Raw genomic sequence first — 11,432 nt, forward strand, 5'->3', positions numbered from 1 at the left:
AGCGATCCCGGGCCCGGGTCCCGGAGGTCCGGGCCGTGTGCCGCGAACACGGCAGTCGTGTTGGGACCGAATCCAAATGCTTGGAACTGTCCGCTGTCAATACTTTGTTAAGACATTATTTCACAAGCAGGTCAGAATGTAAGAACAAACTCTTGACAGCGTCGCCCTCCGAGTCCTACACCTGGGAGACGACAGGCCCCTCGGGACCCGCATCCTCCGCAGCTCGAAGGAGCATCGCATGACCGAGTCAGCCCCGCCCTTCGACCTGGTCACCATGGGCCGCATCGGAGTTGATCTCTATCCGCTGCAGTCCGGTGTACCGCTGACCCTAGTGCAGACGTTCGGAAAATTCCTCGGCGGGTCCGCCGCCAACGTCGCGGTCGCGGCGGCCCGTCTGGGCCGCTCCTCGGCCGTCGTGACCCGTACCGGAACGGACCCTTTCGGCGACTATCTGCACCAAGCGCTCAAGGAATTCGGGGTCGACGACCGCTGGGTGACCCCCGTGGAGGGCCTGCAGACTCCGGTCACATTCTGCGAACTTTTTCCGCCGGACGACTTCCCGCTGTACTTCTACCGTCGGCCGACCGCCCCTGATCTGCAGATACGCACCGAGGAGCTGGACTTCTTCGGAATCCGGGCGGCCCGCGTCTTCTGGATCACCGGCACCGGCCTGAGTGAGGAACCGAGCCGCTCGGCCACGCTCGCCGCCCTCAAGGCCCGCGACCGGTCGGGCACCACGGTGTTCGACCTGGACTGGCGGCCGGCGCTTTGGGGCAGCACAGCCTGGAGCGACCCGGAGGAAGCCCGCCCGTACTACGCCGAGGCCCTGCGCCACGCCACCGTGGCGGTCGGCAACCTCGACGAGTGCGAGATCGCCACCGGCGTACGCGAACCACGCGCCTGCGCCGAGGAGTTGCTCGCCGCCGGGGTCGAACTGGCCGTCGTCAAGCAGGGCCCGAAGGGCGTGCTGGCGGTGCATCGCGACGGCACCACGGCCGAGGTCCCGCCGGTGCCCGTCGAGGTGGTCAACGGCCTGGGCGCGGGCGACGCGTTCGGCGGCGCGCTGTGCCACGGGCTGCTGTCCGGCTGGGAGCTGGAGCGGACCATGCGATACGCCAACGCGGCCGGCGCCCTCGTCGCCTCCCGCCTCGCCTGTTCGTCCGCGATGCCCACCGAGTCCGAGGTCGACGGCCTCCTCACGAGCGGATCGCGCCGATGAAGCCGCCCCGGCCGCCGAAACGGCTGAAACCTGTGCGGCCCCTGCATCCTCTGCATCCTCTGCAGTCTGTGAATGAGCACGGGACGGCGGCGACCCCGGCGATCCCGGCAACTCCGGGGACGGCCGACCTGGCGCCCCTGACCCCCGAACGGAGCCTGTCTTGACCATCAGCATCGCCGATCTCGCCACGCTGAGAGCCCGGCACCCGGAGGCCGTAGCGGAGGCCGCCGCCCGCCGGGTCCGGCGGCCCCTGATCGGCGACAGCGGGCGGCTCATGATCGTGGCCGCCGACCATCCGGCACGCGGCGCCCTGGGCGTCGGCGACCACCGGCTCGCCATGGCCAACCGCGCCGACCTGCTGGAACGCCTGTGCGTGGCGCTGTCGCGGCCCGGTGTGGACGGGGTGCTGGCCACCGCCGACATCCTGGACGACCTGCTGCTGCTCGGCGTGCTCGACGACAAGGTCGTCATGGGGTCGATGAACCGCGGCGGGCTGGCCGGCGCGGTCTTCGAGATGGACGACCGCTTCACCGGGCACCGCGCCCAGGACATCGCCCGGCTGCGCTTCGACGCGGGCAAGCTGCTGCTGCGCATCAACTACGACGACCCGGGCTCGCTCACCACCCTGGAGTCCACCGCCCGGGCCGTGGACGACATGGCGGCGCTCCAACTGCCGCTGTTCGTCGAGCCGTTCATCTCACGCCGGGTCGACGGCCGGGTACGCAGCGATCTGTCCGCCGAGGCGGTCACCCGCTCGATCGCCATAGCGTCGGGCCTCGGCGGCACCTCCGCCTACACCTGGCTGAAACTCCCCGTCACGCACGACCCGGACGACATGGCCGAGGTGCTGGAGACGTCGACGCTGCCCGCCGTGCTGCTGGGCGGCGAGGTCGGCGACGACCAGGAGGGCGCGTACGAGAAGTGGCGCAAGGCTGCGGCTGCCGACCGTGCAGGGTCTGGTCGTGGGCAGGTCGCTGCTCTATCCGTCTTCGGGCAGTGTGGAGACGGCCGTGGACACGGCGGTGGGGCTGCTGTGAACCGAGTCAACGGCAGGCTCGCCGTGAACCGTGGCCGCGAAGGCGTGGTCGTGAACCGAGACAGCGAAGACACGGCTGTGAACCGAGGCAACGAAGGCACGGCTGTGAACAGGGTCAACACGGGACCCACTGTGAACGCGGCCGAAACGGAATCCGCCGTGAACCGGAGCGACACGGATCCCGCTGTGAACACGGGTGACAACAGATCCGCCGTGAACAGGAGTGACAGACCATGACCACCGCCTACCACCTCCCGGCAGGCAAGGCCCTCGGCGGCCCGTACGTCGTCGACGTCAACCCCGAGAAGGCCGGCTGGGGCTACTCCAGCCTCCGGGTGCTGGAGCTGCCGCCGGGCGGCTCGCACGCCTTCTCCACCGGCGACAGCGAGTGGATCCTGCTCTCCCTGAGCGGCGCCTGCACGGTCGACGCGACGGACGATTTCGGCCACTCCACCTTCGAGGTGCACGGCCGCGACAGCGTCTTCAGCGGCGTCAGTGACTTCGTGTACGTGCCACGCGACGCCCGTGCGACCATCACCTCCCCCGCCGGCGGGCGCTTCGCCCTCACCGGCGCCCGCTGCACCCGGCGGCTGCCGGCCCGCTACGGCCCCGCCTCCTCCGTCCCGGTGGAGCTGCGCAGCACCGGGAACTCCTCCCGGCAGGTCAACAACTTCGGCGCGGCCGGTGTCTTCGAGTGCGACAAGCTGATCGCCGTCGAGGTAATCACACCTGGCGGGAACTGGTCGTCCTTCCCGCCGCACAAGCACGACGAGCACCGGCCCGGCGAGGAGTCCGTCCTCGAGGAGATCTACTACTTCGAGTTCGCGGACCACGAGGGTACGCCCGGCCTCGGCTACCAGCGGGTCTCCCCCTCCGGCCAGGGCCGGAACACGGATGTGCTGGCCGAGGTGCGCGGCGGGGACGTCGTCCTGATCCCCGACGGCTGGCACGGGCCGTCCATGGCCGTGCCCGGCCACCACATGTACTACCTGAACGTCATGGCGGGCCCCGAGGCCGACCGTGCCTGGCTGATCTGCGACCACCCCGATCACGCCTGGGTCCGCTCCACCTGGCCCGAACAGCCCGTCGACCCCCGCCTCCCCCTCTACACGGCCCCGGAGAAGTCCTGATGAGCACCACCCCTACCCGCCGTCTGACCGTCGCCCAGGCGCTGGTGCGGTTCCTGTCCGTCCAGTACACGGAGCGTGACGGCGTACGCCACCGGCTGATCGCCGGAACGTGGGGCATTTTCGGCCATGGCAATGTCGCGGGCCTCGGTCAGGCGCTTCTGGAGGCCGGTGAGGACGCGATGCCGTTCCACCAGGGTCGCAACGAGCAGGCGATGGTTCACGCGGCCGTCGGCTACGCCCGCCAGCTGAACCGGCTCTCCACGCAGGCCGTCACCACCTCCATCGGCCCGGGCGCCACCAACTTGGTCACCGGCGCGGCGCTGGCCACGATCAACCGCCTCCCGGTGCTCCTGCTCCCCGGCGACTACTTCGCGACGCGCGCCGCGGACCCGCTGCTCCAGCAGCTGGAGCACCCGGTCGAGGCGGACCTGTCCGTCAACGACACCCTGCGTCCGGTCTCCCGTTACTTCGACCGGGTGACGCGCCCCGAGGCGCTGATCCCGTCCGCGCTGAACGCCGTACGTGTCCTCACGGACCCGGTGGAGACCGGTGCCGTGACGCTCGCGCTGCCGCAGGACGTGCAGGCGGAGGCGTACGACTGGCCGGAGGAGTTCTTCGCCGAGCGCGTCTGGCACGTACGGCGTCCCGCGCCCGACCCTTACGAGCTGACCGAGGCGGTCCGGGCCATCCGCGGCGCCGAGCGTCCGCTGATCGTCGCGGGCGGCGGGATCCACCACAGCCAGGCCGAGGAGGCGCTGAAGGCGCTGGTGGACGCCACCGGCATTCCCGTGGCCTCCACGCAGGCCGGCAAGGGCTCCCTGCGCTACGACCACCCCGCCGACCTGGGCGGCATCGGCCACACCGGCACGGCCGTCAGCGACGATCTGGCCCGCGCCGCCGACCTGATCATCGGCGTCGGCACGCGCTACACGGACTTCACGACCGCCTCGAACACCCTGTTCCGGGACCCCGGCGTACGTTTCCTCAACCTCAACATCACCGCCTTCGACGCCCACAAACTTGCGGCGCGGACCCTGGTCTGCGACGCCCGCGCGGGTCTCACGGCGTTGACGGAGGCGTTGTCCGATCACCGTGTGAACTCGGCTTACGAGGCTGAGTACCGTGCCGGCAAGGATCGCTGGGAGCAGGTTGTTGACACCGCTTTCAGCGCCGCCGACGAGAACGTCGTGCCCACCCAGACCCAGGTGCTCGGCGCTCTCAACTCGGTCGTCGGGGACGACGATGTGATCATCAACGCGGCCGGTTCGCTCCCCGGTGACCTGCACAAGCTGTGGCGGGCCCGCAGCCCCCGCCAGTACCACCTGGAGTACGGCTTCTCCTGCATGGGCTATGAGATCCCCGCCGGGATCGGCGTCCAGCAAGCCGCCCCGGACACCCCGGTCTGGTCGCTGGTCGGCGACGGCACCTATCTGATGATGCCGACGGAGATCGTCACCGCCGTCCAGGAGGGCCTGCCGGTCAATCTGATCCTCATCCAGAACCACGGGTACGCCTCCATCGGCGGCCTCTCCGAGTCGGTCGGCGGCGAGCGCTTCGGCACGCCCTACCGTTTCCGGGCCGCCGACGGCACCTTCACCGGCGCCCCGCTCCCGGTCGACCTCGCGGCCAACGCGGCCAGCCTCGGCATGGACGTCCTGCGCGCCAAGACCGTCGGCGAGCTGCGTACCGCCCTGGCGACGGCCCGCGAATCGGACCGGCCGACCTGCGTGTACGTCGAGACCGACCCGGCGCCGACCGCTCCCCCGGCGGAGGCCTGGTGGGACGTACCGGTCGCCGAGACCGCCGTCCGCGAGGCAGCCGTACAGGCGCGTGTCACGTACGACCGCCAGGTAGCCGACCGCCGCCGGCACCTCTGACCCACCGGCCCCCTCCCCCAGGGGGCCGCACCCCCTGAAAGGGCCGCACCATGAAGACCATCACCCACTGGATCGACGGCAAGCCCGTCGAGAGCACATCCGGCCGTTTCGGCGCCGTATACAACCCGGCCAGGTCAAGGCGGGCATGGGTGTGAACGTGCCGATCCCGGTGCCGGTCGGCTACCACTCCTTCGGTGGCTGGAAGGACTCGCTCTTCGGCGATCTGCACATCTACGGCAACGACGGCATCGCCTTCTACACCCAGGGGAAGGTCATCACGACGCGCTGGCCCGATCCGTCCGACGGTGGTATCAACCTCGGTTTCCCCAGCCATTCCTGACGCGGCATCACTATCTGACGCATCGTCATTACCTGAAGGGAGGTGCCCCGGTGGCGACACCCGGTGATCGTGCCCGTGCGGTGTCCGGCTCCCCGCTCGACACCCTGGACTTCACGCTGGACCGCTCCAGCCCGGTCCCGCTCTACTACCAGCTGGCTCAGCAGCTGGAGGCGGCGATCGAGCACGGAGTCCTGGCGCCGGGCAATCTCCTGGGCAACGAGATCGACCTGTCGGTCCGGCTCGGTCTGTCCAGACCCACGGTCCGCCAGGCGATCCAGTCCCTGGTGGACAAGGGCCTGCTGGTACGCCGTAGAGGCGTCGGTACGCAGGTCGTGCACAGCCAGGTCAAGCGCCCGCTCGAACTGAGCAGCCTGTACGACGACTTGGAGGCGGCCGGACAGGGGCCGACCACCCAGGTCCTGCGCAACGAGGGGCAGCCGGCGTCCGCCGAGGTCGCCGCCGCCCTCGGGGTGAAGGAGGGCAGCGAGGTCGTCGTGCTGGAGCGGCTGCGCTGCACGCACGGCGAGCCGGTGGCATTCCTCGTCAACTACCTGCCCTCGGGGCTCCTCGAACTCGACGCCGCCCGGCTGGAGTCGACGGGCCTGTACCGGATGCTGCGCGGCGCGGGCATCACCCTGCACAGCGCCCGCCAGACCGTCGGCGCCCGCTCGGCCACCGAGGCGGAGGCCAAACGCCTGGAGGAACCGGAGGGCGCCGCCCTGCTCACCATGCAGCGCACGGCGTACGACGACACCGGACGGGCCGTGGAGTACGGCACGCACATCTACCGGGCGTCGCGTTACGCCTTCGACTTCCAGCTGCTGATGCGACCCTGAGGCTCCTCACCCCGGTCACCCTCGGTCTCTTCGGTGAGTCGGGTGAAGTCGGTGACGACCGGGGCGAGTTGACCGCTCGCCCACAGGGGCAGCTGGTCGCGGTGGTGTGCGTTCCCGGTGACGCCGTTCGCGCCCAGCGGGACGATCCAGAGGCTGTTGTCACGGTCGGCGAGGTCCCAGACGTACCGGGCGGAGGGGCCGCGTGAGCTGAGGTCGGTGAGGCCGGGGACGCTGGAGGTGGCGAGGACGCAGTCGTGGTCGCCACCGAGGCCGGGCCATGGCTCCTCGTCGCCGCTGCCGGGGAGAGCCCTCAGCGGGGCGAGGCGGTGCAGTTCGCCCCAGGTCACCGGGCCCGCTTCGGCAGTCTCCTCCAGCGCGTCGGCGACGATGCCCGGGAGGTCGGGGCCGGGCAGCAGATCCGTGGACAGGAGGTTCTCCAGCGCGAACGCGACCTTGCCGGTGAGGTTCAGCCAGGGCTCGAACACCGCCGGGTAGGGCAGCGGCCCGGCGAGGCTCTTCAGCTGGGGGGCGGCGGCGATCCGGCGTACGACGGCCGAGCGCAGACGTGCGTAGTCGGCGGCGTCCGTGCTGCCGGCGTCCATACGGCGGTCCCAGGCGAGGAGGCGGTCGCGCAGGCGTGCGGCGGCGGGGATTCGGAGGCCTGTTTCCGCGACTCGGTCCAACAGGGGTGCGGCCGAGGGAAGTTGGGTGTCCATGTGGACGGTCGCCATCTCCGGGGCCGTCCAGTCGTGGGAGCGGCGGAGCAGTTCGGTGATGCGGTCGGCGCGGTGCGGCGGGGCGAATTCCGTGCCGAGGGGGGTGGCGATGCCGCGGGCGTTGGCCATGACGGCGAGGTCGTCGACCTCGGCGCGCGGGGTGTCGTGGCGGCCCTTCCAGTCATGCCCGGACTGCCAGGCGGGGACGACCCGCAGCGTGTTGTCGCGGTGGCGGACCGGAACGTACCCGGCGACCCGGTGCAGCAGACCGCCCTCCGTGTCGGCGGCGTGGACGACGTTGACGGGCTCGATCCAGCGGTCGAACGCCCGGTCGACGTCGGCGACGGTACGGGCGTGCAGCAGAGCCGGGAGCGCGGCGAAGCCGAGGTCGGCGGTGACGCGGGGCGGGTAGCGCAGGCTGATGACGGTCGCCTCGCCGCCCGCGCCGTCGAGGTTCTCGGTGTCGCCGATGACGACCGGGCCGCGTTCCGTTTCGATCACGTCGATGTCGACCGGGTCGCCGCCCGCGACCTCGACGGTCTCCCGGTGCCGGTGGAGGACGGGTCGCCGGCCGTCGGGGCCCAGTGCCTCCACCTGGCCGTCCTCCGTGCCGCGCAGCTGCTCCTCGTACAGGTCGTGGTAGTCGGCCATGGCGTTGGTGATGGCCCAGGCGACCGTGCCGGTGTGGCCGAAGTGGGCGATGCCCGGGACGCCCGGTACGGCGAAGCCGACGACGTCGAACTCCGGGCAGGAGAGGTGGAGTTGCTGATAGAAGCCGGGGTTCTGGAGGGGCCGGTGCGGGTCGCCCGCGATGATCGGGGCACCGTGTGCGGTGCGGTGGCCGGGGACGAGCCAGCCGTTGGAGCCGGCGGTGCCCGGGCCGTCCGTGGCGAAGAGTTCGAGGGCGTGGTCGCCGAGGCGGCGGGCGACCTCCTCGCGCCACAGCTTGGTCGGGAAGCCCGCGAACAGGATGTGGTGGGCGAGCCAGACGCCGAGGGGTGTCCACGGCCGCCAGGGGGTCGGCGCGAGTCCGGTCGCCGCGAACTCCGGTGCGGCGGCGGCCCCTTGCTCCAGACCGGCGTTCACCCCGTCGACGTACGCCGTGACCCAGGCGGCGGTGGCGGGGTCGAGGGCGTCGAAGCAGCGGCGGGCGGTGTCGTCGAGGCGGGCCCGGCGGGCGAGGAGGTCCCAGGAGAGGGCGGGGGTGCCGAGGAAGGCGGCCGCGGTGCCCTGGGAGCGGTGGCGTTCGACCTCGATCTGCCAGGCGCGGTCGTGAGCGGCGTTGCGGCCCTGCCCGTAGGCGAGTTGGAGGGGGTCGGCGGCACGGAGGTGCGGGATGCCCCAGGCATCGCGGTAGGTACGGCTCCTGCTCGGCACTGGCTGCGCTCCCTGCACTCTGGGCATCCTGTCGACTGGATACCCCTTAACACCGACACGGAAAGTTAGCTTAGGCTAAGCTAACTTTGCAGGAAGCGGCTCGTGTCATGCACGCCGTCAGGGGGAGGTACCACGCCATGGGCGCACCAGTCGTCGGCTCCTATCCGATGCCCGACAGCTCTGCCGTACCGCGCTCGGCCCAGCCCTGGGCCATCGATCCGGCACGCGCCGCCCTGCTCGTCCACGACATGCAGAATCCCTTCGTCCAGGCGTTCCCGGAGGGCGGCTCACCCGTCGTGGAGCTGGTCGAGAACATCGCGACCCTGCGCGAGCTGGCCGGCACGCTGGGCATGCCCGTCGTCTTCAGCGCGGAGACCAACGCGGTCTCGATCGTCCCCCGGCTCGCTCCGCGCGTGGGCGAGCATCTGCTGCTGAACGTGCGCCACAACGCCTTCCTGCGCAGCCATCTCGGCCGACTGCTGCGGGAGGCTGGACGGGACCAGCTCATCCTGTGCGGGGTCCGCGCCCACCTCGGGATACTGCTGACGGCGGCGGACGCGTTCATGCACGACATCCAGCCGTTCGTCGTCGCCGACGCGGTGGCCGACGACTGCGCGGAGGACCACACGATGGCCCTCAAGTGGGTGGCACGCACGGGAGTCGTGTGCACCACCGACCAACTGCTGCGGGAGCTGCTGCACGGAAAGGCCGCCGCACAAGGGTTCTGACGGTTCGTCAACACACCTGTGCTTCTACGGCTGTTGGGATTCCGCTATCAGGCGCAGGGCCGTCCCGGATACTCCGCGCTCTCCGGGACTCCGGCCGCGCGCATCCTGCGCAGCACCTCGCCCCGGACCCCCTCGTCGTCGATGTAGAGGGGACAGTTGACGTCCCGGTCGAACACCAGGACTTCCCCGGCGGTGTCCCAGAGCACCCATCGGGGTGCGTGGGGCGAGTCCTGCCACAGATGGGTGTAGTCGCCGATGACGTCCGTCGTCGGAGCGCTCACAGCGTTCCCTCCTCGGTCTCCCGGCCGTCGACGAGTGTCGCCACGACCTCGATGTCCCCGATGCGCGAGCTGTCGACGCTTCCGGGATCGTCTCCCAGAACGACGACATCGGCACGCCTGCCCGGCGTGAGGCTTCCCACGCTGTCCTCCCAGTGGCAGGCCCAGGCGCCGTCGACGGTGTACGCGCGCAGCGCCTCGTCGACGGTGATGCCCTCATCCGGACCGATCAACTGCCCTGACAGCGAGGCCCGTTCGACCATGAACTGAATGGCCCGCAGCGGCGACCCGTCCGTCACCGGCCGGTCGGAACTGCCCACCAGCCGGATCCCGTGCTCCAGGAAGCCGCGCCCCCGGTACAGCCAGGGCGCCCGCTCCTCCCCCATGATCGACGCGTAGTCGTCGCCGAAGTACCGCAGGAAGTTGGCCTGTACGACGGCCGTCGCACCGAGCGCCGCCAGCCGGGGCAGCTGATCGGGCCGGATCAGCCCGGCGTGCTCGATCCGGTGCCGGGCGCCCGGCCGGGGCCGCAGCCGCTGCGCCTCCTCCAGCGCGTCGATCGCGACATCGGCCGCACGGTCGCCGATGGCGTGCACCGCGAGCTGCCAGCCGGCGAGATGCCCGTCCACGATGGTCCGGGTGAGGAGTTCGGGGTCCTCCTGCAACTGCCCTGCGGTGTCGAGCCCTTGATAGGGGCTGCTGAGTGCGGCGGTACGGGCCATCATGCCGCCGTCGGTGTACACCTTCAGCGCGCCGACGGACAGCCAGTCGTCACCGAGGCCCGTACGGAGCCCGAGGTCGATGGCGCGCGGAATGCCGTCGTCCTCGTGCGCGGTGACGGGATGCAGCCGGTCGGCGGCCACCATCAGCTGGACCCGCAGGGGCAACAGGCCGCGTTCCCGGGCGAGTTGGTAGGCGCCCAGCTCGACCGGGCTGTTGCCGAGCAGGGCGCCGCCGATGCCCGCCTCGGCGCACGCCGTGACTCCCTCGGCGAGACAGGCCCGGGCCGCCCGCCCGATGGCCTCCGCCAACTCCTCCTGGGAGTGCGGGAGTCGAAGCGCCCGTGCCGCGCCCATGGCTCCTTCGGCAAGGAAGGCGCCCTCGTGCGGGACGAGGCCGGGCAGCAGGTCCAGCACCGGGCTGCTGACCGCGCAGCCGTGTCCGGAGTCGTGCATCAGGAGCACCTTGCGCCCGGCGGCTGCCTTGTCCAGTTCGGCGAGGGTCAGATGCCGGCCGAGCCCCCGCTGGTCGTACCCCGCGACGTCCACCCAGCCACCGGGCGCCACCTGCGCCGCCGCCTCGGCCACGACCGCGAGCACGTCCTCGACCCGGTCGCATGGCGCCACCGTCGGCGTGGCCGCCTTGAACCCCGTCCAGGCCAGGTGCACATGGCTGTCGATGAACCCGGGCAGCACGGTCGCACCCTGGAGGTCGATCACCCGCTCGGCGGGCAGCCCGGTCACCGCGTCGTCCAGGCCCACGATCCGGCCCCGCCAGATGCCCAGGTCGTGGGCGACGGGGTGGTCGGGGTCCATGGTGAGGATGCGGGCGTTGGTCAGTCGCGTGGTGAGCATGGGCAAATCCTCGTCGAGGTTCCGGATCCGGGCTTCAGGCGCGCGGCTTCAGGCGCTCGGCTCCATGCGCTCCACGAGGCTCTTGGGCCGCATGTCCGTCCAGTTGGTCTCGATGTGGTCCAGGCACTCCTGGCGGGGCGCAGGGCCGTGGACGACGGTCCAGCCAGCCGGGACGTCGACGAAGTCGGGCCACAGGCTGTGCTGGCCCTCGTCGTTGACGAGCACGGAGTAGACGCCGTCGGGGTTCTCGAAGGGGTTCGTCATGGGGTGTTCCTCTCTCAGTGGCTACTGCGGGTGCAGGGGTTCGGTTGGTGGTCTGTT

The 11,432-nt window shown here is 70.9% G+C and carries 9 protein-coding genes and 2 pseudogenes; 7 read left to right on the forward strand and 4 right to left on the reverse strand.

Going from position 1 to position 11,432, the window contains the following annotated elements; translation table 11 throughout:
- Positions 1–238 precede the first annotated feature (238 nt).
- The 6 genes and pseudogenes from iolC to LUX31_RS04985 all read left to right on the forward strand — a co-directional run bounded on the left by iolC (position 239) and on the right by LUX31_RS04985 (position 6,438).
- Complete coding sequence (gene iolC / locus LUX31_RS04960; protein WP_235473394.1) at positions 239–1,219, forward strand: 5-dehydro-2-deoxygluconokinase; 981 nt, start codon at positions 239–241, stop codon at positions 1,217–1,219.
- A gap of 160 nt (positions 1,220–1,379) precedes the next feature.
- Positions 1,380–2,256 (forward strand): annotated as a pseudogene (locus tag LUX31_RS04965) (Cgl0159 family (beta/alpha)8-fold protein).
- 232 nt (positions 2,257–2,488) lie between these two features.
- On the forward strand, positions 2,489–3,385 hold the full coding sequence (iolB, locus tag LUX31_RS04970; RefSeq protein WP_235473395.1) for a 5-deoxy-glucuronate isomerase: 897 nt from the start codon (positions 2,489–2,491) through the stop codon (positions 3,383–3,385).
- A complete protein-coding gene (gene iolD, locus LUX31_RS04975; protein WP_235473397.1) occupies positions 3,385–5,262 on the forward strand; it encodes a 3D-(3,5/4)-trihydroxycyclohexane-1,2-dione acylhydrolase (decyclizing) in 1,878 nt (625 codons plus the stop codon). Before iolB ends, iolD begins: the two co-directional genes overlap by 1 nt.
- A 130-nt stretch (positions 5,263–5,392) precedes the next feature.
- Positions 5,393–5,602: pseudogene (locus LUX31_RS04980) on the forward strand (methylmalonate-semialdehyde dehydrogenase (CoA acylating)); the annotation flags it as partial.
- A 50-nt stretch (positions 5,603–5,652) separates the two neighbouring features.
- Complete coding sequence (locus LUX31_RS04985; RefSeq protein WP_235473398.1) at positions 5,653–6,438, forward strand: GntR family transcriptional regulator; 786 nt, start codon at positions 5,653–5,655, stop codon at positions 6,436–6,438.
- Here LUX31_RS04985 and LUX31_RS04990 read toward each other — a convergent pair.
- On the reverse strand, positions 6,402–8,531 hold the full coding sequence (locus LUX31_RS04990; protein ID WP_235473400.1) for a penicillin acylase family protein: 2,130 nt from the start codon (positions 8,529–8,531) through the stop codon (positions 6,402–6,404). The genes LUX31_RS04985 and LUX31_RS04990 overlap by 37 nt on opposite strands.
- A gap of 137 nt (positions 8,532–8,668) precedes the next feature.
- Between LUX31_RS04990 and LUX31_RS04995 the strand changes: the two genes are divergently transcribed.
- On the forward strand, positions 8,669–9,259 hold the full coding sequence (locus LUX31_RS04995) for an isochorismatase family protein (protein WP_235473401.1): 591 nt from the start codon (positions 8,669–8,671) through the stop codon (positions 9,257–9,259).
- A gap of 47 nt (positions 9,260–9,306) precedes the next feature.
- Here LUX31_RS04995 and LUX31_RS05000 read toward each other — a convergent pair whose 3' ends face one another.
- Genes LUX31_RS05000 through LUX31_RS05010 form a run of 3 tightly spaced genes read right to left on the reverse strand, consistent with a single transcriptional unit; the run spans position 9,307 to position 11,375 of the window.
- Complete coding sequence (locus LUX31_RS05000; protein WP_235473403.1) at positions 9,307–9,540, reverse strand: hypothetical protein; 234 nt, start codon at positions 9,538–9,540, stop codon at positions 9,307–9,309.
- Complete coding sequence (locus LUX31_RS05005; RefSeq protein ID WP_235473404.1) at positions 9,537–11,111, reverse strand: amidohydrolase; 1,575 nt, start codon at positions 11,109–11,111, stop codon at positions 9,537–9,539. Before LUX31_RS05005 ends, LUX31_RS05000 begins: the two co-directional genes overlap by 4 nt.
- Before the next feature lie 48 nt (positions 11,112–11,159).
- Positions 11,160–11,375, reverse strand: coding sequence for an MbtH family protein (locus LUX31_RS05010; protein WP_235473406.1), 216 nt, complete (start codon positions 11,373–11,375; stop codon positions 11,160–11,162).
- Between the last annotated feature and the right edge of the window lie 57 nt (positions 11,376–11,432).

The sequence above is a fragment of the Streptomyces sp. GQFP genome, assembly GCF_021545335.1.
GTDB lineage: Bacteria > Actinomycetota > Actinomycetes > Streptomycetales > Streptomycetaceae > Streptomyces.

Excerpts from the sequence above, each read along its gene's own strand:
- iolC (WP_235473394.1), top strand. The coding sequence starts at position 239 with ATGACCGAGTCAGCCCCGCCCTTCGACCTGGTCACCATGGGCCGCATC.
- iolB (WP_235473395.1), top strand. The coding sequence starts at position 2,489 with ATGACCACCGCCTACCACCTCCCGGCAGGCAAGGCCCTCGGCGGCCCG.
- iolD (WP_235473397.1), top strand. The coding sequence starts at position 3,385 with ATGAGCACCACCCCTACCCGCCGTCTGACCGTCGCCCAGGCGCTGGTG.
- LUX31_RS04995 (WP_235473401.1), top strand. The coding sequence starts at position 8,669 with ATGGGCGCACCAGTCGTCGGCTCCTATCCGATGCCCGACAGCTCTGCC.
- LUX31_RS05005 (WP_235473404.1), bottom strand. The coding sequence starts at position 11,111 with ATGCTCACCACGCGACTGACCAACGCCCGCATCCTCACCATGGACCCC.
- LUX31_RS05010 (WP_235473406.1), bottom strand. The coding sequence starts at position 11,375 with ATGACGAACCCCTTCGAGAACCCCGACGGCGTCTACTCCGTGCTCGTC.